The organism is Pseudomonas sp. 65/3-MNA-CIBAN-0223 (assembly GCF_040310425.1).
Lineage (GTDB): Bacteria > Pseudomonadota > Gammaproteobacteria > Pseudomonadales > Pseudomonadaceae > Aquipseudomonas > Aquipseudomonas gregormendelii.
The window spans coordinates 24,064-48,124 of the sequence record NZ_JBEOPV010000024.1 but is presented as its reverse complement, the minus strand read 5'-3'; the positions used below and the strand labels follow the sequence as shown (position 1 = coordinate 48,124).

Here is a 24,061-nt window from a genome sequence, read left to right as displayed (position 1 = left end):
CGCGGTTCGGGGCCAATGCTTGGACTTCGATTTCTCGAATATCCTAAAGGTTGAATCTGATCCGCGCCCCCTGGAAAAAGTTTGGCAGCCTGCGCTGCAACCGCGCTTGAAAAAGCTGGGACCCATTAACCGACCTGGCGAAGCTGTTACCTGGATTTTCAGGCAAAAAAAAGCTGCCTGGAGTGGCAGCGGAAAAACAGCAGGCGTTGAACAGCCTGAGTATTACTGCTGGAAAGTGACAAAGCGATGACGTTTTTTGACATTGCAGCGATGGCTAAACACAGTTCAACCACACGCCTGCCAGCCAGGCCTGTCTTAATAGACCTGGGGCACAATGAGCTCCGATGGCGTCGGGTTGCGGGAGTAGTCCTCCTGCCGCACGCGTTGAGGCAGTTCGATCACAGGTAGCTCCACTTCCTCATAGGGCATTTGCCCGAGCAGATGATGGATGCAGTTGAGTCGGGCTTTTTTCTTGTCGTCCGCTTGCACCACCCACCACGGTGCTTCGGCGATGTGGGTGCGTTCGAGCATGATTTCCTTGGCCTTGGTGTAGTCTTCCCAGCGCCGCCGGGACTCCAGATCCATGGGGCTGAGTTTCCACTGCTTGAGCGGGTCATGAATGCGACTGAGAAAACGCAAATTCTGTTCCTGGTCGGAAATGGAGAACCAGTATTTGATCAACTGAATGCCGGAGCGTGCGAGCATCCGCTCAAACTCTGGCACTGTGCGGAAAAACTCTTCGTACTGATCGTCATTGCAAAACCCCATGACCTTTTCGACCCCGGCGCGGTTGTACCAACTACGGTCGAACAGCACAATTTCACCTGCTGCCGGCAAGTGCGAGACGTAACGCTGGAAGTACCATTGAGTACGTTCGCGGTCGTTGGGTGCAGGCAGGGCAGCGACGCGGCATACCCGAGGATTGAGTCGCTGGGTGATGCGCTTGATGACACCACCTTTGCCAGCAGCATCGCGTCCTTCGAACAGGATCACCACTTTGTGGCCGGTCTTGACCACCCAGCTTTGCAATTTCACCAGTTCGCCCTGCAAGCGGAACAGTTCGCTGAAGTAAATCCTGCGGGCGGCTTTTTCGCTGCTTTCGCCGACGTGCTCATCAAACAGCGCGTTCAGGTCATGGCCGTCTTCGGATAATTCCAGTTCCAGCTCTTCATCGCTGTGATCCAGCAATTCACGGTGGATGCGCTGCATCAAGGCGTCTTCTACAGAGGACATGGGCGGAACTCGCGTGGTGGGGGATGGCAAAGTCTTAGTCGCATTTTGTTACTGACAAATGACACCAGAAGGCGTGATTGCGACAGGAGAGGGGGACAAACGGGCGTTTTGCCACTGCACTTTCATAAAACCGTAACAAGTTTGTTGCAGAGTTGCCGAGCCCGAAATCACAAGGATTTTCCTGAATGAAACGTCTGATGAAGTCTGCTGCACTCGCCGTTGCGGTTTCTCTCAGTGCCACGTCGGTGTTTGCTGCCGAGAGCGTCCGCCTGACTGGTTCCGGTGCGAGTTTCCCTGCCCCGATCTACCTCACCTGGTTCAAGGATTTCAGCAAGAAAACCGAAGGCGTCACGGTTGACTACCAGTCCAAGGGGAGCGGTGCGGGTGTACAGGACTTCCTGAACAAGACCGTCGACTTCGCCGCCAGCGACTCGGCGATGAAAGGCGAAGACATCGCCAAGGTTGCCGAAGGCGTGCAATTGCTGCCGATGACGGCCGGTGAAATTGTTCTGGCGTTCAACCTGCCGGGCAATCCTAAAGAGCTCAAGCTGCCTCGCGATGTTTACTCCAACATCTTCCTGGGCAAGATCACCAAGTGGAACGATCCGAAGATCGCCGCCGCCAACCCGGGCCTGAAACTGCCTGACATGCCGATCACCGTAGTGGTGCGTGCAGACTCCAGCGGTACCACGGCTGTATTCACCAAGCACTTGGCAGCGATCAACGCTGAGTTCCAGAAAGACTTGGGCGAAGGCAACACCGTCAACTGGCCTGCCAGCGACAAATTCATCAAATCGCCGAAAAACGATGGCGTGACCGCCACAGTTCGCCAAACCCCGGGCGCGATTGGCTACATTGAGTACGGCTTCGCCAAACTGGCCAAGGTTGACTTTGCCCAACTGCAGAACAAGGCCGGCAAGTACGTGGTTCCAAACGCCGAAAGCGGCGCCGAAGCCCTGGCTGCGGTGAAAATGCCGGAAAGCCTGGTGGCCTGGTTGCCGGATCCGGATGGCGCGAATTCCTACCCGATCACTTCCTACACCTGGATGATCTTCCGCAAGGACAACGGTAACCCGGCTAAAGCCAAGGCCATGCGCGAGATGGTTGAGTACAGCCTGACTGAAGGTCAGAAGATCGCCGATTCGATGGGCTACATCCCATTGCCTCAGTCGGTTGTCGATCAAGTTCGCAAAGCTTCCGCCAACATCCAGTAAGGCTCGCCAGGTCGCTCTCGGCATGGGTTGTCAGCCATGCCGGGAGCGTTCCCCCCTTGTTCCGGAATTAGCCAATGAACACACCTTTTGTCGTACCGGTTAACCCGGGTTCCGCCTGTCAGCCGCCCTCTACGAAGGATTTCCTGGTTGATCGCACCTTCCGTGCGCTTGCGCGAATAGGGGTGGTTCTGATTCTGGCGTTGGTCTTCGCCTTGGTGTTCGAGGTGGGACGCAAGGCCCTTCCAGGCATGGAGAAGCACGGTTTTGACGTCATCTTCGGCAGCGTCTGGGACGTTAACCAAGGCAAGTACGGCATTCTGCCGGCCATTTGGGGCACGCTCTACAGCGCCCTGATCGCGTTGCTGATCGCAGGCGTTTTCGGCGTCAGCATGGCGATTTTCCTCACTCAGGATTTCCTGCCGGCGAAATTGGCGGCCGTGTTTCGCACTATCGTCGAGTTACTCGCGGCCATCCCCAGCGTCGTTTATGGCTTGTGGGGGATTTACGTGGTGATACCGGCGATCCGCCCTCTTACGGCGTGGTTGAACAGCGAACTGGGTTGGATTCCTTTTTTCGGCACGTCCTTGAGTGGGCCGGGGCTGCTGCCTGCGGCGTTGGTACTGGCCATCATGATTCTGCCGACCATCGCTGCGGTTTCGCAGGACGCCCTCACCGGCGTACCGATGAAAACCAAACAGGCCGCCTACGGCATGGGGACCACCCATTGGGAAGCAATTCTTAAAGTGATGGTGCCCTCCGCGGCGACCGGTATTTTCGGCTCCCTGGTCCTCGGCCTGGGTCGTGCGCTGGGTGAAACCATGGCGCTCGCCATGCTGGTGGGCAACGCGAACAATATTTCGCTTTCTCTGTTTGCTCCAGCTAATACCCTGGCAGCCTTGTTGGCGCTGAACTTCCCCGAAGCCGGGCCCAACGAGATTGAGGTGTTGATGTATGCCGCTCTGGTGCTGATGTTCATCACGCTGCTGGTGAACGTCCTCGGTTCCATGATCATGCTCTACGCCCAGCGGGGTAACAAATGATGACTGACCTCACGTCCGCTATAACCGCAGTCCCCAGCCTGCAGCGCAAGTTCGAAGGCCGCGCCCTGCGCAGCCTGGTGTTGACCACGCTGGTTTGGACCGGTGCGTTGCTGGCCAGCGTCCCGCTGATTTCCGTGCTCTATATGCTGATCATGCGGGGCGGGGCACGCCTGAGCCTGGAAGTCTTCACCGAATTGCCGCCCACCGGTTTCGAGACGGGCGGTGGCTTCGGTAACGCGATGGCAGGCACCTTCGTGATGGTCGGTATCGCGGCCGCCATCGCGGTTCCGGTCGGCATCATGGCCGCCATTTTCCTGGCTGAACTCGGGCCCGATAGCAAGCTGGCAAATGCCGCGCGCTTTGCCGCCAAGATGCTCACGGGGCTGCCTTCCATCCTGGCCGGGGTGTTTGCCTACGCCCTGGTGGTGATGACCACCGGTACCTACTCGGCGCCGGCAGGTGGCGTGGCACTGGCGGTACTGATGCTGCCCATTGTCGTGCTGACGGCTGAAGAGTCGATGAGGATGGTGCCCAAGATCATGAAGGATGCCGCCTACGGCATGGGCTGCACCCGCTCGCAAGTGATCTGGAAAATAATCTTGCCGACCGGCATGCCGGCAATCCTCACAGGCGTGATGCTGGCCGTGGCACGCGCTGCGGGCGAAACCGCGCCGTTGTTGTTTACCGCGCTGTTCAGCAACTACTGGATCTACCACGACGGCAGCCTGGCGGTGATGAATCCGACGGCATCGCTTGCCGTGCTGATTTACAACTTCTCCGGCATGCCCTTCGACAACCAGTTGGAGCTCGCATGGGCAGCCTCGCTGGTGCTGGTGATGATCGTGCTGGTCGTGAATATTTTCAGCCGCATTTTCGGCAAGCCCAAGTACTGAGAACGGGAGCATCTGAATTTTGAACGTATCAACTGCGCAAATAGCCGCTCCGTTTGTTACCCAGACACCGGTGGTCATGGACTGCAAGCTCGACAAGATTTTCTACGGCAATTTCATGGCGGTGCGTGACAGCCATGTGCCAATTGAGAAAAACAAGATTACCGGCTTCATCGGTCCTTCCGGCTGCGGTAAAAGCACCGTGCTGCGTAGCCTCAACCGGATGAACGACCTGGTGAAAGGGTTCCGCTTTGAGGGCCATGTGCATTTTCTCGGGCAGGACGTTTATGGCAAGGGTGTTGATCCAGTGGTCGTGCGCCGCTATATCGGCATGGTGTTTCAGCAGCCGAATCCGTTCTCCATGAGCATCTTCGACAATGTTGCCTTCGGCCTGCGCCTGAATCGCTATAAAGGTGACCTGGGCGACCGTGTCAAGCATGCGCTGCAGGGCGCCGCGTTGTGGGATGAGGTCAAGGACAAGCTCAAGGTCAGCGGCCTGTCACTCTCTGGCGGTCAGCAGCAACGGCTGTGCATCGCCCGCGCCATTGCCACCGAGCCGGAAGTGCTGTTGCTGGATGAGCCCTGTTCAGCGCTTGATCCGATCGCCACTCGCCGTGTTGAAGAGTTGATGGTCGAGTTGAAGAAGGACTACACCATCGCCCTGGTGACCCACAACATGCAGCAGGCCATACGCGTGGCTGATACGACTGCCTTTTTCTCGGTGGATATTTCCCAGGGAACGCGCACCGGCTACCTGGTTGAAATGGGCCCGACCGCCCAGATTTTCGGCAGCCCGCGCGAACAAATGACCGAGGATTACATCAGCGGCAAATTCAGCTAGGCAGCACACATCCGATCAAGGCCGCATGCTTCTCCAGCGCCGAGAAAGCGCTTTTGGCTGGTATGCGGTCGTTTTACTTTCTTATCTACCGTTTCGCAGGATCGCCAATGTCTGCAATGCGTCGTCTTGATTTACCCGCGATTGAACGCGCATTACGTAAGGTGCAGGGCCGTTTTTCCGAGCTCAGCCGGCACTTTACCGAGCAGCGTGATCCCTTGACCGACGAGGTGTTGCAGAATGTGCTCGAAGGCTATGCGCTGATCGATGACTATGTCGCACGCGGCGTGGACCTGTTCGACCTGCAGCAACTGAACCTGATGCTGGAGATCAATGCCACCGTTTTGTGCGGCCGAAACCCGGCGCGCCGGCATGAATACGCTCAGCACCTTGCGGCGACCGAGGAACACTTCTTCAACAATGTTGAGGGGGGGATAAAGGATTTATACAACTGGTATTGCGCCTATCGCAGTGAGTCCGTATGGAAGCGCGCGGCCGGTGTGTATGTCCGAATCCTCAGCAAGCCGCAATTGTTCATTGAAGGTAACAACCGCAGCGGGTCGCTTATCGTCAGCTATTTGCTCATGCGTGCAGGTTTGCCGCCGTTCGTGCTGACGCTGGAAAACGCCGAGGGCTACTTCAACCCGTCATCGGTCATACGCAACTCTGCCAAGCATGGAGTCAAGGCGTTGTACGAATTGCCCAAGATCAAGAAAAAATATGCAGCCTTCCTGGAAGAACAGGCGCCTGATCCAATGAAATTTTTTCTTAAAGACAAGCCCTTGCCCCTCTACCAGGAGGGTCACTGATGAGCTGGAATCCAATGCTCGCTACTAAATGCCGAGCTTCCGGCAGCCGGGTATGGCAAGCCATCCGGTGTGCCATCCCGTTGCAGTTATTCAGGCGTCAGCGCATACGAATTTCGTTCGATATCGATGACACCCTGGCCTGCCAACTTCACCATTGCTCGGTCGAGGCCAGCCGGCTGCCTGCCTGTGTTCATCGTTGGCTGGGTGAACCGTTGCGTATCGGAACACGCTCCCTGACCCAGGAATTACGTCGCCAGGGCTGCAGTATCTGGGTCTACACCTCGTCCGGTCGTACTCCGTCCTACATCAGGCGTTGGCTATTGCTGTACGGCATCCGCGTCGACGGCGTGGTCAACAGTGTGCTGCATAATCGCGCTCTGACAGCGCACGGCCTGTCCAATGCCCCCTCGAAATTTCCGCCGGCATTCGATATCGACTTGCATGTCGATGATTCCGAGGGCGTGCGGATTGAAGGGCATGATCACGGTTTTCGCGTTGTTGTCGTGCATCCGCAGGATGAGAGCTGGGCGTTGAAAGTCCTGGATGCTGTCGCTGTAGTCCAGGCGCAGCTCGCTAGGCAGCAACCGCTCAGGCATAAGGAACCAGCGCAACAACCCTCGCAAGTTTATTCCTCCTGACGTCGAAACGTCTGAGTTATCTGGATCATTCACAGCAGCATCTTGGGTGGGGCAGTAGGGCGTGTGTCAACACTCCTGCTATAGACCTTGCCGTCCAATAGATCGTAAAGGTGGGATGGCTGGACGCTTACAACCAAGCAACAGAGGCTGTCCATTCACGGGCCTGCTTGGCCATTGAGCTGTGATTAGCCGCGGAACGAGGATAAACACCCGTTATCTAGACATTCACTCACGATAGTTCGGTCCGTGAGGCGTGAACTTGGAATATGGGGCTGGGACGAGTACTCGTTTATCCCATTCAGTTTGCAATAATCCTTCCAGTCCATTTCTACCATTTCTACCATTTCTGCAATTTCTCGATGGAATTAGTCAGGCAATATCAGTCTCATCGAAGTAGTCGCGGATCGTTTTGTAAAAAAATAGATGCATTGTGTCCCACCAACGTTTCCACCAGTTGCCTGGCTCCCCGTTTTCAAGTGCTATCAATGGTTGGCTTCCGAGCTTTTGCCCAGCGTCGTACAGTTCCAGTCTTCCAACGACGGCCCCAATAGCGATAGGCGCTTCGAGCGGTCCATCAATTTCCATGCGTGTCTCTAATTCTCGACTTTTATTCTTGGGTAAGGTGAGGGTCATATCGTCCAGCAACCCCACGGCGATCGATCGTTCTTTACCTTTCCAGAGCGCAGACCACATGAGTATTTTCCCGGCTCTTTTGTAGGTTTGGGTATCGTAGAAACGAAAGCCGTAACCCATGAGTTTTTCCGTTTCTGCAGTGCGTTTATGTGTGCTGCTTGCGCCAAGGATCACACTGATCAAACGCCGCCCGCTCCGATGAGAGGAAGCGACCAGGCAATAACCTGCTGCGTCGGTATGGCCGGTTTTCAATCCGTCGAAGCTTGCGTCACGCCATAACAGAAGGTTGCGATTGGCTTGCCGTATTCCATTCCAGGTGAAGTGTTTCTTGGCGTACAGCCCGTAGGAGTAAGCACCTTCACTGATGATCGCCCGAGCCAATGTGGCCATGTCTCGGGCCGATGAATAATGCTCGCGCTCAGGCAGCCCAGTGGAGTTCATGAAGTGCGTATTGCTCATTCCCAGTGCATTGGCAGTCGTATTCATCATTCGGACGAAGACGCCTTCGCTTCCGGCCACATGTTCGGCGAGAGCAACGCTTGCGTCGTTACCAGAGTCGATGATCACACCGCTGAGTAAGTCTTGAACCGAAACAGAACTGCCGGGGTCGAGAAACATGCGTGAGCCGCCGGTACGCCAGGCATTTTCGCTGACCGTGACCATGGCATCCGCTTTTATACGCCCGGCCTTGATCTCACGTGTGGTGACAAACGCCGTCATCATTTTCGTCAGGCTGGCTGGCGGTAGACGCTTATCGCTGTTGTGGCTGGTGATAACGGTACCCGTTGCAGCGTCGATGAGTATCCAGGCTTTGGCGCCGAGCTTCGGCGCAGCAGGGATCATGGCCCCTCGTGTGGGATTGTCAGCCAGAGCAGGGCTCGCCCAGGCAAAAGGCGTTGTTACGCAGAGAACGGTTAACAGGAGCCGGAACAACAGGTATTTCACAAGCAAAAGGCCTTGGGTCAGCAGAAGTTGCTGACAAGCTAGCCCTCAGGGCCGGGGGGGCTCAAATTAAGGTGGATTAAGTTAAATTTAATGTTCGGCCACCGATGATTACGTAGATCAGTCGGAAACCATCGGGCAGTGAATCAAAACACGGGTACCACGACCGATGGCGGCAGGCTGGATATCCAGCGAGTAATCGTGCAATTTTACAATGGCAGCGACCAACGATAAGCCAAGGCCGTGTCCGGGTTGCATACTGCTTGCCTCACCTCGATAGAGCCTGCGAATGACATGTGTACGGTCCGCCTCTGGTATCCCGGCCCCATCATCGGCGACCTCAATGATGACCGTTGAGTCCTTTATGCTACCGCGCAATTTGATATGCCCGCCCACCGGCGTAAACTTGATGGCGTTATCCAGCAAGTTGACCAGCGCTTCGAACAGCAACGATGAGTCGCCATACAATCTGGGCAAGTCGCTGGTGATTTCCAGGGACAGCGTCTGAGAGCGGTCCAATGCAAGAGGTTCATAAAACTCATGTGCCTGCTGCAACAGCGCCATGATCGGAAAAGGAGCAAAGGCCGAGCGGCGACGGATATCGTCGAGTTCGGCAACCCGAAGCAGTCCTTGAAAGCGCACCATGATTGATTCGCTTTCTTCAAGGGCCTGATTCAATGTGTGTTGGTGATCACTGTCCAGAGGCAATTGTTGGAGCTGATAAAGCCTTGCGCGCAACCGGGTCAGTGGCGTTCGTAGGTCATGGGCGACCCCATCGCAGACGCTCTTGACCTCATGCATCAGTTGCTCGATATGGTCGAGCATCGTATTCACGGCGCTTGCCAGCATATCCAGTTCATCACGGCGGGCTGACAAGGGCAAACGCTCCGCCAAGTTGCCTGAAACGATACTTTCCGTACAAAGCTGCAGGCGTTTGACACGACGCAACGGTCGGCGTCGCAACAAACGCCAGCCAATTAGCCCGGGAATCAGTGTTAACGAAAATCCCCACATCAAGGCCTGTTCGATAATCCCGCCCACGGCAGAAATCGAGCCGCCGTCACGCGCCAGAATAAGAATATGCCCGTCGGGTCGGCGTGCTAACAGCGCATAACTGCTTCTGGTTTCTTTGTCGGGTAACGCAATGCTCAGTCCGCGCTCAAGATAATGAACCTTGCCGTCATCGGGCAAACTGGAGCGAAGTTTGAGCAGGTCCCCGGCAACGTGCCGTCCTTCGGGAGTGAATAATCCGTAAGCATCGATCCCGGGTGTCGAATAGGCTTCGCTGGCAGCCAGTTCCTTCACCAGTTGTTTATCATCGATCTTTTGATAGTAATGGGCACGCTGCAGTAATGTTCGCTCTGCAACGGTTCCCAGATAGTGGGAGATTTCCCAGTACAACACACCGGTAAAGAGTGCACCCCAGGCCACAAAAAACAGGGCGTAGAAACCGATCAATCGACTACCGGACGAGCGCCATTCTTCAGTCTTTGGCAGCAAGGACATAACCGGCACCGCGTATTGTATGAATGGCGGGGGTCCCTTCATCGCCTTCAATTTTTTTGCGCAGCCGACCGATGTGAACATCTATGATGTTTGTCCCCGGGTCGAATCGATAACCCCAGACCTCTTCAAAAAGCATGGTGCGGGTGACCAGTTGGCCGGCACTGCGCATCAAGTAATTGAGCAGCTTGAATTCCGTTGGCAGCAGCAGGATGTGTTCGTCATTTCGCGTCAGTTTGTGCTCGACCAGGTCCAGTCGCAGGTTTCCGCAACTGAGTTGCGGATGGCTTGCATCTGTACTGGTGCGCCTTAGCAACGCGTCAAGACGCGCAACCATCTCGATAGCAGAAAAGGGTTTGGTCAGATAGTCGTCGCCGCCCGCGCGAAGCCCTTGGACGCGTTCATCCACATCAGAAAGCGCACTGATCATCAGGACTGGCGTCTGAATACCCAGACTACGCAACGTACTGACAATCGTCAGTCCATCAAAGTCGGGAAGCATCCGATCCAGGGTAATAGCGTCGAAACCTCCTGCAATCGCCAGGGCAAGGCCGTCTCGTCCAGTAGCGGCCCATCTTGAACTGAACCCATGGCGTTGGAGTTCAGCAATGATGACCTCCGCCGTCACCTTGTCGTCCTCTATGACCAGCGCGCAACTCATAACTTCCTCCATTGCTACCTGTACTCGGGCGACTCCGACGCAACGTCGACAGCCAATGCAGGCGTACCCTAGTGACCAACGAGCCCGCCGAATATTAAATATTTCTTAACCCACCTTAACCCCATCGCCAGCTAAAGCACGGATATATTCGCCACAACAACGGATCACTCGAACTGAAAGGATGAAAGATGTGACCCCTTATCTGGCTTTCTTTTTACTGACGTTCGGCTTGGTGTGTTCCTACGCGACATGGGCCGCAAAGACCACCAGCCGGACCGTTCTGCAACGTGACGCTGGCGCCAAAAATGGACCCGGCCTTCGAGTATCACCACGTCGCCCTGGACCTTGACGTGTATCCCGTCGGCTTCTACCTCGGCATTGCGCTTGAGTGCCGCTTCGATGCTGCGCTGGATCTCGCCGGCGTCTACCCGCGGACGAAGAGTGAGCCAATTGTCGATGCCCAACACGCCGGACAATTTGCGCACGAGCCGTTCCACGGTTTCTTTTCGGTATTGCCAGTCTACTTAGCCTTTCAGGGCGATCCACCCATGTTGCACGACGACTTTGATGTCGCCTTCGGCGACGGCGCTTACACCTTTGAGGCGCCTGAACGACGAAAAATCCTTGAGGTGAATCAACAAAGCGGCCGACAGCCCCGCGGTGTTCAAAACGCCAACTTCGGCCCCAGGTAGGCATTGGCGCTGGCGATGTCGTCATCCCCCAACGCGCCCACATCCGCCGCCAGCCGCAGTTTGGCCAGCAGGTAACGCAGCTTGGCTTCGAACAGATCGCGCCGGGCGGTGTAGATCTGTTCCTGGGCATTGAGGATGTCGACGTTGGTGCTGGAGCCAGCGAGGAAGCCCTTTTTCGAGGAGTCGAGTGAACGCTCGCTGGATTTGACGGCTTTTTCCAAGGCGCGGATGCGCGCTTCGCCGCTCTGCACCCCGCGAAATTCCCGGGTGGTGCCGGAGATGATTTCCTCGCGGGTGGCGTTCAGATCCTCTTCGGCCTGATCCCGGGTGGCGACGCTTTGCCGGGCGCGGGCGCTGACGTAGCCGCCGCTGTACAACGGAATATTCAGCTCCACGCCAGCCGAGCTGTAGCGGTTGCGCTGGTTTTGAGTGGACAGGGTTTCACTGTCGGCGGCGGTGTAGCCCAGCACCAGATCCAGGGTCGGCCAGTGACCGGCCTTGGCCTTGGCCACTTCTTCGTCGGCGGTGTTGACGTTCAAGCGGCGGGCCCGGATCGAGGGGCTGTTTGTCCCCGCGCGAATAATCCATTCCTGCAGATTGTCCGGTTGCAGCGGTGGCGTGGGGAAGGTGTCTTGCAGGGTGGCGATTTCATCGGGTGTCTGCCCGAGGTATTCCTGCAACAGTCGCCGTGCCACGGTCACGCTGTCTTCGGCTTCGATCAGCTCGGCCTGGGCCAGGTCACGACGGGCCACCGCTTCGTCGACGTCTGTGATGGTGCCGTCGCCGAGGTCCTTGCGCCGTTGGGTCGAAGCCACTTGTTCATTGAACGATTTGAGTTTGGCCGTCGCCAGTTCCACGGTCTCGTGGGCCAGCAACACGTCAAAGTAGCGCCCGGCCAGCTTAACGGCCGCATCCTGCGCCTTGCCGTCGAACACCGCCACACCGTACTCGGCCTGATATTCGCCTTGGCGATACTCGGCCATTTTCTGCTTGTTGAAGAGCGGTTGGCGCAGTTGCAGTGTCGCGCCCCGGGAGTTGTAGTTCAGGTCATTGGTCTGGCTATTGCCGAAAAAATCCGGCTGCTTTTGCGTGCCGTTGATGTGGTTGTCGAAGGCGGTGATGCCGATTTTCGGCAGCAGCCCGGATTGACCGATAGTGCGGTTTTCCAGCGCGGCATCGCGTTCGTGACCGGCAGAAAGATAGGTCGGGCCCTGGAACTGCATCAGGTTCCAGGACTCGCGAAGGTCCAGCGCCGCCACCGACTGAGCCAGGCCCAACAGGGCGACGAAACCGATGAACCGACCCCGGCTGCTCACGTCATTGCTCCTTGAACGCACTGTTGACGCGGTCCAGCAGCGGCTTCAACAGGTAGCTGAGCATGTTGCGCTCACCGGTCTTGATGGTGACTGACGCGGGCATGCCCGCGCGGATGTGATTGCTGCCGAGCAGGGCCATGCCGGCGGGCGTCACTTCGATCTGTGCCAAATAGTAGGGCTGTTTGTTGTCGTCGCTGACCAGGCGGTCGGCGGAAATGGTCAGCACCTGGCCCGGAATGTTCGGTGTCTGCACGTGATTGAACGCGGGGAACGAGATGGTCACCGGCAGGCCTGGCGTCATCCGGTCGATGGCTTGCACCGGCACCATCGCGTCGATCTGCAACGGTTCGTGGGCCGGCACGATTTCCATGATCTTGAAACCGGGCGCGATCACGCCGCCGATGGTCGACACGTTCAGGCCCTGGACCATGCCGTCGATGGGCGAGCGGATTACCGTGTGCCGGACCTGATAATCCAGGGCCTGCAAACGGTCGGTGAGGGCACTGTTTTCCTTCTGCACATCAGCCAGTAGCGACTGCACTTCCTTGCGGTAGTCGTACTCGCGTTGCAGGATGCGCAGCTTGATGTCGGCGACTTGGCCCCGCGCCCTGGCAATGTTGTTGAGGTTGTCGGCCTGCGAGGCGTTCAAGTCCGAACCGGTGCGTTCGAGCTCCAGCATGCGGTTGCGGGGCACGTAGCCTTCGGCGGCGAGTTGGCGGACCCCGACCAGCTCCTGATTGAGAAACCCTATCTGAGCCGAACGGGCACTGAAGATGTGCTGCAAACCCTTGATCTGCGCCTCGGCGGAGTTGAGCGACTCGCGCAAGATGCCGATCTCGCCCTCAAGGCTGGTGCGGCGCGTGGCAAACAGATGACGTTGCAGGTTGATGGCGTCTTTCAGGTGATCGTTGCCGGCATAGCGCTGCAACATGGCGGGGTCGAAAACCACGTCGGCGGCGCCATCGCGTTCGGCTTCCAGGCGGTTTTCCATGGCTTTGGTGGCGATGTACTGCGCGTTCACCACCCCTTGTTCCGAGAGTGCCTGGGTGGCGTCGAGCCGCACCAATTCCTGATCCTTGCTGACGCTGTCGCCTTCACGCACTAGAATCGCGTCGACACTGCCGCCGGTGATGTGCTGGATGGCTTTGCGGTTGCTGGTGACCTTGACTGTGGCGGTGGCGACGATGCCGGCGTCCAGCGGGGCCAGCCAGGACCAGAGCAGAAATCCGCCAAAGCCGAGGATCACCAGCAGCACGCCCCAACGTGCGGGGCGAAGGTCGTCGACATCGATACTGGCTGCCGCGCGCACCAATTCCTGGCCTCGCGGATCAAGACTCAAGGCGCCCATTTATTCTCTCCCGCGAACGGCTGACAGAGTTGGAGCGCCCACCGTCGGCAGCACGCTGGTCTGGCGCAACGCCGCGAACACTTCATCCCGGGGGCCGAACAATTGCGTGCTGCCTTCACGCAGCATCAGGACTTTATCGACGGTGCCGAGGATGCTCGGGCGGTGGCTGATCAGCACTGTGGTGCAGCCCCGGGATTTGAGGTCTTCGAGCACTTCAATCAGGGCTTTTTCCCCGGCGTCGTCGAGGTTGGCGTTCGGCTCGTCGAGCACGATGATTGACGGCTCGCCGTACAACCCACGGGCCAGGCCGATGCGCTGGCGTTGCCCACCGGACAGCGGGTTGCCGTCGACATCCAGGGGGGTGTCGTAACCGTGGGCAAAGCGCAGGATCATGTCGTGCACACCGGCCCGTTTTGCTGCCACGATCACCGCGTCACTGTCGACCTCACCGAAACGGGCGATGTTGTCGGCGATGGTGCCTTCGAACAATTCCACGTTCTGGGGCAAGTAACCGACCCAGGGGCCGAGCTCTTCCTTGTTCCACAGGTAGACGTCCACACCGTCGAGCCTCACTTTGCCGCTTTGCGCCGGCCAGATGCCCACCAGCAGCCGTGCCAGGGTTGATTTGCCCGACGCGGACGGGCCGATGATGCCCAGTGATTCACCCGGCGACAGGTTGAAGTGCGGCCCGCGAAGGATCGATTGGCTCATGCCCGGCGCCCCGGCGTGCAAGTGCTCCACCGAGAGCATGCCCAGGGGCCGTTGCAGTTTCATCGCATCGGCCCGGGGCGGAAAATCTTGCAGCAGTTGCTTGAGCCGCGCCCAGGCACGACGGCTGGTCAGCAGTTGTTTCCAGGCGCCGATCAGTTGTTCGACGGGGGCCAGGGCGCGGCCGCTGAGGATTGAGCAAGCGATCATCATGCCGGGGGTGATCGAGCCTTCGATGGCCAGCAGGGCGCCGGTGCCGAGGATCAGCGATTGCAGGGCGATCCGCACAAAACGCCCCAGTCCGCTGATATAGGCCGCGCGGTCGGACGCCAGGGTCTGCATTTCGAGAATCCGCAGGTGGCTGCCGAACCAGCGTTGTGTAATCGCCGGCAGCATGCCCATTGCCTCGATGACTTCGGCGTTGCGCAGATTGTTGTTGGCGAAAGTGCCCGAGATCTGTGACGCCAGATTCGCTTCGTTCAACGGCTTTTTGGTGGCGATTTCAGTGAGCCAGGTCAGGGATACCAGAATCAGCGAGCCGCACAGGGTGACGATCCCGAGCAAGGGGTGGATCAGGTAGGCGACGAATAGGTAAATGGGCGTCCACGGCGCATCGAAGAACGCAAACAGGCCGTTGCCGGTAAGAAACTGGCGTACTTGCGCGAGGTCTTGCAGGGCTTGCGCCGGGTTGCCGCCAGCACGCTGCAGGTTGCGCTCGAAAGCGGCGGTAAAGACACGCCGGTTCAGGGCCATGTCCAGTCGGTTGCCGACCCGGATCATTACGCGAGTGCGCACCACTTCCAGCATGGCCAGCAAGGTGTACAGACCGATCATCAGCAGGGTCAGCATCAGCAGCGTGGTGAGGTTGCTGCTGACCAGCGCCCGGTCATACACCTGCAGCATGTAGATGGCCGGCGCCAGCATCAGCACGTTGATCACGCCACTGAAACCGGCCAGTGAATAGAACGTATGGCGCAGCCGAAAAAACACCTCGGCAAATTCGGAACGCTGCAGGTTTTTCTTGTCCATCGGGAGGTTCCCGTGCCGTTGTTTTATGTACCTCAGCGTAGGGGAACGACTGTTGGTCGGATGACACCCCGATCCAGTTTTTACGCGTCAATATTTTATTGACGCTTTTGACAGCGTTTAAAAACAACGGGTTGGACACTGTCCTTTCAGGGGTTTGTGGTGAAGATGGCTTGTTGGCGGTCGAATTTCGTGCGACCTAAGTCTAATTATCGTCCTCAAAGCCTGCGGCACTTGCGACCAGTAACCAGCATCCGCCCGGGTTAGCTGCTATTAATCAATGTGTTCGAATACTTGGCCCTTTCAGGAGCGCGTCATGAACCCATTCATCCGGATTGGCATCGCCGATGATCATCCTTTATTGCGTGAAGGCGTGGCCAATACGCTGAGGAAGAGAGCGGATTTGCAAATCGTGGAGCAGGGTGGCAGCGCGGATGAAGCCCAGGCCATTGCGATACGAATGCGACCGGATGTGATGCTGATGGACGTCAATATGCCGGGCGACGTATTCGCCGTGGTGCGATTTATCTCCACCCAGTTGCCGGACGTAAAGGTGCTGATGCTGACGGTGTCGGAGTCTGAAGATGACGCCTATTCGGCGCTCGAAGCGGGCGCGCGCGGCTATGTGTTGAAAGGGGTCAGCGGGCCGGACCTGGTGCTGGCGATCCGGTCGATCGCCAGGGGCGAAACGTATATCACCCCCGAATTTGCCAATAAGCTGCTGAGCAATTTCAAAAAGCATGAGGCTGAAGTCCGCAAGATCGACCTCACCCATCGGGAGGAGCAGATTATTCGTGAGGTCTCAAAGGGCCTGACCAATAAAGAAGTGGCCTCAAAACTGTTGATCAGCGAAAAAACCGTCAAGTACTACATGACCTGCGTGATGCAGAAGTTGCACGCACGCAACCGGGTCGAGGCGGTGACGGCCCTCCGGCGTTATTGGGAGCGTGAGGCCGTCGGTCGCCTGCACATCGGGGTGGGTATTCATATAGATGCGCGGGGTGGTTCGTGACTAGAGGTTGAATTGTGCGTTCACTGATGTGCCGGCGCTGGACGACTCGATGCTGAACAACCCGCCCAACGATTCCACGCGATAGCGCAAACCCGCCAGCCCGAGCCGGGTCCTGCCGGCGGTCTCGACCACCATGGCGCCAGCTGCCATGCCCGGTCCACTGTCCCTGACACTGATGTACAACAGCCCGTCAATGTAATCGGCGTTGATGGCCTGGCCTCTGCCCTGGGCATGGCGGTACGCATTGTTGAGGGCTTCCTGGACAAACCGGTAAAGACAGAGCTTGAGTGGCAATGACGTCACCTCAGGCAGCGGCCCCAGCGACAATTTGACCTTGGTGCCGGTGCGTTGCTCGTGGCGCTGCGCCACCAGTTGCAACTCCTCCGGCAGGCTCAGGTCGTTGATTTCCGGAAGTGCCAGCCCCCGCGACAGATCACGCACCTCACGCAATGCATCGGTGGCTGCGCCGCGGATGGTTTCCAGGGATTCCTGATCGATGTCGGTGCAGTTTTCGGCCAAGTCATCGAGCCGGATGAGGATCAGCGTCATCAGTTGTGCCGGGCCGTCGTGCAAGTCCGCGCCGATGCGGCGCAGGGTCAGTTCGTTGATGCGTGAGAACTCCTGAGTCGCGGTGGTCATCTTGCGCTGTAGTGCAGCATTGCTGATGTGCAAGCGGGTTTGCTCCAGGAGCCGCAACCGCAATGCGACTTGCTGGCGCTGGATGATCTGGTCACCGCGTCGCACCAGGAAGAACAGCAACGTCAGCATCGCCAGCGTCGCGGCACCGACCACCATCCACACTTGCTGACGAATACGATTGATTTCCTGCTCCAGGCTGGTCGCCATTTCATAGAACTCGCCCACCGCGATGATTTTTCCGGTGTTGAACTCCCGCAGCGGCGCATAGATTTCATAGAGCGGTACGTTGAGCTTTCGCTCGAACTCGTTCTCCTCCTGATCCAGGTCCTCAAGGTCGGTGACCACATTGCCCTTGAGCGCCTCGGCGATTTCATCCATCGGGAATTTGCGATTGGTGATGGATTTATCGGTGCTGTACACCACCGTGCCGTCCGCGCGCCAGATCTTGATTGAGACGATGTGCCGTCTCAGTGAACGGCTGTCCATCAGGCGATCCAGGGATTCGACGCTGGTGGGCGACAAGCCGTTGTCGCGACTCATCTCCTGCACGTAGGGTTCCAGAAACGCTTCCATGTAATGAGCGCCGGCTTCGGCGGCGCTTTGTACGGCGGCCCGTTCGATGCGTGCGCTCACCAGTTTGCCGACGAAAAACATCGTCAGTCCCAGGATCAGTGCGGCGGCAATCACGAACTGTGTGGAGCGGCTCAGGTTGCGCGCCCGGGCCTTGAATCGGGTACGCCAGATTGCCCGCTGGCCACGCTCGCGAGGCGGGAGAGGCTCGACCAAAGTCTCAGTCTGGTCACCGACAAAAGTCTCGTTTTTTGATTCGACTTTTGCATCTTTTGCCATCGGTCCGGTTCCCTGATCATCGTGATAAGTCGGTTGGAAAACCCTGCAACTCAACGGATATCTGGAGATTGCCATGTATGAGCTAAAGCGCTTCACCCTCAATCAAAACGATATTTCGTTTCTTGAGCAGCAGGTTACATTTCCAACCATTCATGTCGTGGGTTACAACGCCGCCGGTGAACCGCTGTACGGCTACAGCGGGTCGGATGGCAACGTCCATGTGCTCGGGATTCTCGGCAGCTTCAACCCTCTGGATATCCCGGCCGGCGAAACCCGCTGGTACAACGGCGCACGGGACCCGATCGGCTTGCGCGATGTGTCCGGGCACTTCAACAACCTGACCCAGGACGGTCAGGCCTGGGGCAGTTTCGGGCAGAACTTCATTCGCCTGACCCACTCCGACTACACGCACTACGTTCATCAGAACCTGGATAACGCCGCATTGGCAGGGCCGGGCGTTCCCGTCGATGCCACGCCCATGACTGACAGTAGTTCACTGTATAGCGATCCGACAGCTTCGCTGGTGGACTACACGCCACGGATGATCAGCCAGACCATCGTCAGCGGCGGGGTGACCTTTGCCACCGATGCCAATGGGCATATCCAACACACGGCAAACGGCGTGGCCATGGTGACGGATCCGGGCATCCTCGGCACCATCGGTGAAGTCGATACCACCTCGCCGGACTCTGGCCAGTACTACATCCGCAACCAGAACACCGTCAGCGGCGACCCGTCGACCACCGGCTGGTTCACCTTGTTCGGACAGTTCTTCGACCACGGCCTGGACTTCATCAACAAGCCTAATCAAAACGCAACGATCACCATTCCCTTGGCGCCGGATGATCCGCTTTACGGCTCGATCGGCCCGGACGGGCAGCCGGTTTACTCGATCAAGGTGCACCGCGCCTCGGTCAGCGAAGTGGACGGGCAGGGCCAGGCGCAATACGTCAACCTCGACTCGCCGTACATCGATCAGAACCAGACTTACGGGTCCAACGAGGCCGTGACCCAGTTGCTGCGCCAGTGGGTGGCGGACCCCAATCACCCTGGCCAATTCATCGCCGGGGCGGCGCTGTTCGACGGCACGACCTTGAGTGATGAAGCGGCCTGGACCCTCAACGGGGTGCTGACCCATCAGACCCTGCCAACCCTGAGCGAACTGCGCGCCCACGTGCTGGCCACCGGTCGTGACGACCTGACCTGGGACGACATTGCCAACTTCCGCGTCCGGGATGCCCACGGTCATGTGCTGGATGCCGACCCGACCACCGCCGGTGTGCAGGCGGTATATACCCGCGAAGCGATCCTGCTGGACATGAACCCGCACTTCGACGATGTGCATATCGATCAGGCGAAGCTGATGTCGCTGGATGCGCACATCACCAGCATTACCTTCGATGCGAACAACCCGTATGGAATGGTCATCAACTACGACAACTCGGGGCCGAAGAACCTGTTCAGCTTCGTCAACTTTGCCGACTTCACCATCAGCGCCGCACCCGGCAGTGCCGATTTTGCGGTGGCCAACGAGTTGCTGCTGCAATCGGTGGGCGACCACTACATTGCCGGTGATGGTCGGGTGAACGAAAACTTCGGCCTGACCGCCATTCACCACGTTTTCCACGAAGACCACAACGTGCAGCTGATCAACCTGCAGAACGAGGTGCTGGGGCAGACCGACGTCAATGTGCGGCATAACTGGCAGGTACATATCAGTAACGGCAGCGGCGGTTTTTACACCGATGCCAATGGCAACTTCACCCTGGCCGATGGCGTCATCGTGTCCTGGGATCAGGACAAGTTGTTCTATGCCGCCAAGCTGACCGTGGAGATGGAATACCAGCACGTCGCAATCGACCAATACGCGCGGCTGATCACCCCGGACTTGCCTGAGTTCGTGACCTACGACTCGAGCATCAACACCAACATCTCGCTGGAGTACGGCCAGGCGGCGTTCCGTTTCGGCCACTCGCAATTGCGCGAAACCATCGACGCCCTGGAGAAAAATGCCAGCGGCGGTTACGACCTGACGGGCGCGATTACGCACTATGCGTTGGAGCAAGCGTTCCTCAACCCCGGTGGTTTCGCCGAAGTGGGTCCGACGGCCATCGCGTTGGGCATGACCCGGCAGATCAGCAACGAAATCGACGAGTTCGTCACCCCGGCGTTACAACAAGGCTTGCTCGGTCAGCCACTGGACCTGGCGACGATCAACCTGGCCCGTGGTCGCGACCTCGGCCTGCCGACCCTGAACCAGGCGCGCCAGCAGATCCACGATGCGCTGATTGCCGAACGGGCCTCACCGGCCGGCGCGCAGCACCATACCAACCTGATCGTCGATGGCCTGACGCCCTATACCAGCTGGAGTGACTTCGCCAACAACATGATTCACCCCGAGTCCCTGGTGAACTTCATCGCCGCTTATTCTTTCGACGGTGACGTGGCTCATGCTCAGGCGATTATCGATGCAGATGTCTCGGGTCTTACCGTCAACTATGCCGGTGGCAGTGTCACGGCCGAGCAGGCGGCGTATTTCCTTTCCGGCGCGGCAGACGCCAACGGCAATCATGTGGCTGGCTATGACGGCTATAACGCGATTGACCTGTGGATCGGTGGCTTGGCCGAAAAGCACGTCTACACCGGGCAGCTGGGCACCACCTTCAACGCCATCTTCGAGGATCAGATGGAGCGGCTGATGGACGGTGACCGTTTCTATTACCTGTACCGCCTCGATCTTGGCCTGCCGGCGATGACCAACCTCAACGAACAGGTGGTCACCGAGCAATTCAAAGACATCATCGAACGCACCACCGACGCCCGGCACCTGGCCGGTGATGTCTTCGGCTATGCCGACAGCTACGTGGAACTGAGCTACACCGATTCCGGCGCGAGTGCCACGGCCTACAAGAGCGAGCACAAGTACGGGACGCTGATCGCGGCCAACCATGTGGGCGTCTACTCAACCGGTGGCTCGGGCGGGATCGGTGGTAACGGCCTGCTGGTCAGCCTGACCAGCCCGGAAACGCATACCGCGCAAACCTATATTCGGGACTACCGTCCGGACCAGGGCACGAACCCGGACGGCACGGCGGCGGTGGGTTACAACTCCCACGAAGTGCTGGTCGGCACCGACTACAACGACTGGCTCGACGCCGGTGACGGTGACGATACGATTTACGGCGAAGGCGGCGACGACATCCTGGACGGCAAGGCCGGTGCCGACCATATCTACGGTGGCGACGGCAACGACGTGATCTATGGCGGGGATATCGAAGACTTCCTCGATGGCGGGGAAGGGGACGACACCATCTATGCCGGGACCAGCGCAGGCGCCCTCGATGTGGTGATTGGCGGTAACGGCAACGATCACCTCTATGGCGAAGCCGGGATTGACGAGCTGTACGGTGGCGCCGGCAATGACTACATCGATGCCGGTGGCGACACCGACCTGGTGCATGGCGGTGACGGTAATGATGAGATTTATGGCGGCGATGGCCCGGACATCCTGTTCGGTGAGGACGGCGATGACATCATTTCCGGCGGCTCCACCGGCGACCAGGAGTTTGGCGGTGTCGGCGACGACATTCTGTTGCCGGGCCTTGGGGGCGCTCCGGGTCAGGGCGACGGTGATGAAGCCCTTGGCGACGTGGGCTTCGATATTGCAGCCTTCAGCGATGTGAACATCGCGCTGGACGCGGCAGCAGACCTCAACAATCAGAATATCGTCGCGGCACCGGGCACTGCAGTGCTGTTCCAGCCGTTCAACGCCTTGCTGGCGGACATTGAAGGCTTGATCGGTTCACGCTTCAGCGATGCCCGTGCGAACACGGTCACGCCGGCCAATCCGCTGGCGGGCCTGATCGGTAATGCCACGGAGAACTGGTTGATTGGCGGCAGCGGTGACGATGTCTCCCAAGGCAACGGCGGCAATGACGTGATCGTCGGGGATTCGATCAAACTGGCCGATCTCAATCACTTGCTCGCCAGTCAAGGGTTTGCCGAGCACTTCACCGGTCTGCAATCGACCCGCCCCGACTTCGTCCTGGGCGATAACCATCAGGCCGCCGGCACCGCCGATGGCGCGGCGGACACGGCCATCTACTCGGGTAACTATGCCAATTACAGCATTACCAAGTTCACCGACACCCGGCCGGGCGGCGAGCTGATCACGGCGTTCAAAGTGGTGGACCTGCGGGTGGGCGCTGCGAACGTCGATGGCACCGATATTGTCATCGGCGTTGAAAAACTGCGCTTCGCCGACCGCACGATCAACCTGAGCATCACCAATCACCTGCCGACCGGCAATGTGGTGCTGTCGGGTTATGCCACCGCACCGACCACCCCAAGTCGTCCGGTGCCGGCCCAATACCGGCTGACCGCCAACACCTCGGCCATCCAGGATGCCGATGGCTTGCCTGGACCGAGCGGGTTCTCCTATCAGTGGCAGGCACTGGTGGGGGCGACCTGGTTGAGTATCGCCGGGGCGAATGCGTCGACCTTTGCACCGACTTCGGCGCAGTTCGGCCAGCAGCTGCGGGTTGTCACCACGTACACCGACAACAACGGCACGGTGGAACAACTGACGTCAGACCCTTCGGAAGCGGTAGGACGCTTCATCGAAGGCACTAACTCATTCTTCTTCGGTGATACGCTCAATGGCACCAACTATCAGGACATCCTGATGGGCTATTCGGGCAATGACGTCCTCAACGGCGGGCTGGGTTCCGACTTGCTGGACGGTGGCGCCGGTAACGATACGATGCGCGGCAACGCTGGCAATGACGTCTACATGGTCGATGCCAATGGCGATGTGGTTCAGGAGAATCTGAACGAAGGCACCGACACGGTCATGTCCTCGGTCAGCTATACCCTGGGCGCCAACGTCGAAAACCTGACCTTGCTAGGCTCGAACAACATCAACGGCACCGGCAACACGCTGGACAACGTGATCCATGGCAACAGCGGTAACAACCAACTCAGTGGGCTGGCCGGCAACGACTCGGTCTTTGGTGAGGCAGGCAACGACACGCTGCTGGCCTCGCAGAACGACGGCAACGACCACTATGACGGTGGCACGGGCACCGACACCTACGATTTGTCGGCCACATCGGCGCCAGCCACGGTCGATTTGATCGCCGGAACGTCAACCAGCACCCAGACCGGCAGCGACTCGCTGACCGGCATCGAGAACATCACCGGCAGTTCGGGCGACGATCACATCCAGGGCGATGGCGTCAGCAACCTGTTGCAAGGCCAGGGCGGCAATGACTGGATGGACGGTGGCAGCGGTGACGACACCCTGGTGGGTGGACAAGGCCTGGACAGCCTGTTCGGTGGCCTGGGCAATGACACCTTCCGGGCATCGGTCAATGATGGCAATGACAGCTACGACGGCGGTGGCGACACCGATACCTATGACTTGTCAGGCACATCGGCCAACGCCACGGTCAACCTGTCCACCAACTCGGCCAGCAGCTCGCAAACCGGTAGTGACACCTTGATCAGCGTCGAAAATGTCATCGGCAGCAGCGGCACTAACACCCTGACCGGTGACAACGCCAATAACGCCCTGACCGGGCAGGGCGGTATCGACACCTTGAGTGGCGGCGGTGGCGCCGACACGCTGGCGGGTAATGGTAACCGCGATACGTTGACCGGCGGTGCAGGGGCGGACATGTTTGTGTTCAGCTCGATCAATGACTCGGGAACGTCGGCCGCAAGCCGTGACGTGATCACGGACTTCTCGCACGGAACCGACCATATCGATCTCACCCTGATCGATGCCCGGACCTCCGGCGCAGGTTCCGCCGGTAATCAGGACTTCACCTTCCTCGGCGAGTGGAACGGCACCGGCAACGAGTTCAACAACCAGGCGCAATTGAAGTACCACTTCGTCAATGTCGGCGGGGTCGATCACACCTATGTGGAGGGCAATGTGAACAGCGGCAATGGCGCCGACTTCCAGATTGATCTGGTCGGGCATGTGGCCCTCACTGCGAGCGATTTCGTCGGCGTGGTATAGGTTGGCAGCGTAAAAAGGGCGCCCCTTTTCATTAAGGGGCGCCCT

Annotated in this window: 17 protein-coding genes and 1 pseudogene; 9 read left to right on the top strand and 9 right to left on the bottom strand. The window is 58.5% G+C overall.

Features of this window, described 5'->3' with window-relative positions:
• The first annotated feature begins 19 nt into the window (after window positions 1-19).
• Window positions 20-250 (top strand): hypothetical protein, encoded by a 231-nt coding sequence (locus AAEZ09_RS23730; RefSeq protein ID WP_152644246.1) that lies wholly within the window; start codon window positions 20-22, stop codon window positions 248-250.
• A gap of 65 nt (window positions 251-315) precedes the next feature.
• Here AAEZ09_RS23730 and ppk2 read toward each other — a convergent pair whose 3' ends face one another.
• Complete coding sequence (gene ppk2 / locus AAEZ09_RS23725; RefSeq protein ID WP_045058439.1) at window positions 316-1,233, bottom strand: polyphosphate kinase 2; 918 nt, start codon at window positions 1,231-1,233, stop codon at window positions 316-318.
• Between the two features lie 185 nt (window positions 1,234-1,418).
• On the opposite strand from ppk2, the gene pstS reads away from it, so the two are divergent.
• From pstS to AAEZ09_RS23695, 6 genes are all read left to right on the top strand, one after another.
• On the top strand, window positions 1,419-2,447 hold the full coding sequence (gene pstS / locus AAEZ09_RS23720) for a phosphate ABC transporter substrate-binding protein PstS (protein WP_045058438.1): 1,029 nt from the start codon (window positions 1,419-1,421) through the stop codon (window positions 2,445-2,447).
• Between the two features lie 74 nt (window positions 2,448-2,521).
• Complete coding sequence (gene pstC, locus AAEZ09_RS23715) at window positions 2,522-3,487, top strand: phosphate ABC transporter permease subunit PstC (protein ID WP_045058437.1); 966 nt, start codon at window positions 2,522-2,524, stop codon at window positions 3,485-3,487.
• A complete protein-coding gene (gene pstA, locus AAEZ09_RS23710) occupies window positions 3,487-4,380 on the top strand; it encodes a phosphate ABC transporter permease PstA (protein ID WP_045058661.1) in 894 nt (297 codons plus the stop codon). Before pstC ends, pstA begins: the two co-directional genes overlap by 1 nt.
• Window positions 4,381-4,456: 76 nt before the next feature.
• Window positions 4,457-5,218 (top strand): phosphate ABC transporter ATP-binding protein PstB, encoded by a 762-nt coding sequence (pstB, locus tag AAEZ09_RS23705; protein WP_218171024.1) that lies wholly within the window; start codon window positions 4,457-4,459, stop codon window positions 5,216-5,218.
• Window positions 5,219-5,325: 107 nt separating this feature from the next.
• Window positions 5,326-6,024, top strand: a complete 699-nt coding sequence (locus AAEZ09_RS23700) for a hypothetical protein (RefSeq protein ID WP_225570305.1) — start codon at window positions 5,326-5,328, stop codon at window positions 6,022-6,024.
• Entirely contained in the window at window positions 6,024-6,662 is a 639-nt protein-coding gene (locus AAEZ09_RS23695; protein ID WP_350601013.1) for a hypothetical protein, read from the top strand. The genes AAEZ09_RS23700 and AAEZ09_RS23695 overlap by 1 nt, the downstream gene beginning before the upstream one ends.
• A gap of 369 nt (window positions 6,663-7,031) precedes the next feature.
• Here the strand turns inward: AAEZ09_RS23695 and AAEZ09_RS23690 are convergent, their stop codons facing one another.
• The 7 genes and pseudogenes from AAEZ09_RS23690 to AAEZ09_RS23660 all read right to left on the bottom strand — a co-directional run bounded on the left by AAEZ09_RS23690 (window position 7,032) and on the right by AAEZ09_RS23660 (window position 15,494).
• Window positions 7,032-8,138, bottom strand: coding sequence for a D-alanyl-D-alanine carboxypeptidase family protein (locus AAEZ09_RS23690; protein ID WP_350601011.1), 1,107 nt, complete (start codon window positions 8,136-8,138; stop codon window positions 7,032-7,034).
• Window positions 8,139-8,357: 219 nt separating this feature from the next.
• Window positions 8,358-9,743: a sensor histidine kinase gene (locus AAEZ09_RS23685; RefSeq protein ID WP_045058430.1), complete on the bottom strand. Its 1,386-nt coding sequence runs from the start codon at window positions 9,741-9,743 to the stop codon at window positions 8,358-8,360.
• Window positions 9,721-10,401, bottom strand: coding sequence for a response regulator transcription factor (locus AAEZ09_RS23680; protein ID WP_045058429.1), 681 nt, complete (start codon window positions 10,399-10,401; stop codon window positions 9,721-9,723). The genes AAEZ09_RS23685 and AAEZ09_RS23680 overlap by 23 nt, the downstream gene beginning before the upstream one ends.
• A 164-nt stretch (window positions 10,402-10,565) precedes the next feature.
• A pseudogene (locus AAEZ09_RS23675) lies at window positions 10,566-10,991 on the bottom strand (BON domain-containing protein); the annotation flags it as partial.
• Between the two features lie 74 nt (window positions 10,992-11,065).
• Complete coding sequence (locus AAEZ09_RS23670; RefSeq protein ID WP_236695840.1) at window positions 11,066-12,409, bottom strand: TolC family outer membrane protein; 1,344 nt, start codon at window positions 12,407-12,409, stop codon at window positions 11,066-11,068.
• A 1-nt stretch (window position 12,410) separates the two neighbouring features.
• Window positions 12,411-13,757, bottom strand: a complete 1,347-nt coding sequence (locus AAEZ09_RS23665; protein ID WP_045058427.1) for an HlyD family type I secretion periplasmic adaptor subunit — start codon at window positions 13,755-13,757, stop codon at window positions 12,411-12,413.
• Window positions 13,758-15,494, bottom strand: coding sequence for a type I secretion system permease/ATPase (locus AAEZ09_RS23660; RefSeq protein ID WP_350601009.1), 1,737 nt, complete (start codon window positions 15,492-15,494; stop codon window positions 13,758-13,760).
• 313 nt (window positions 15,495-15,807) lie between these two features.
• On the opposite strand from AAEZ09_RS23660, the gene AAEZ09_RS23655 reads away from it, so the two are divergent.
• Window positions 15,808-16,503 carry a response regulator gene (locus tag AAEZ09_RS23655; protein WP_350601008.1) on the top strand — a complete coding sequence of 232 codons (696 nt, stop codon included), beginning with the start codon at window positions 15,808-15,810 and terminating at the stop codon, window positions 16,501-16,503.
• Here the strand turns inward: AAEZ09_RS23655 and AAEZ09_RS23650 are convergent, their stop codons facing one another.
• Window positions 16,504-17,991, bottom strand: a complete 1,488-nt coding sequence (locus AAEZ09_RS23650) for a sensor histidine kinase (RefSeq protein ID WP_350601006.1) — start codon at window positions 17,989-17,991, stop codon at window positions 16,504-16,506.
• Between the two features lie 73 nt (window positions 17,992-18,064).
• Between AAEZ09_RS23650 and AAEZ09_RS23645 the strand changes: the two genes are divergently transcribed.
• Window positions 18,065-24,016, top strand: coding sequence for a peroxidase family protein (locus AAEZ09_RS23645; RefSeq protein WP_350601005.1), 5,952 nt, complete (start codon window positions 18,065-18,067; stop codon window positions 24,014-24,016).
• Window positions 24,017-24,061 lie beyond the last annotated feature (45 nt).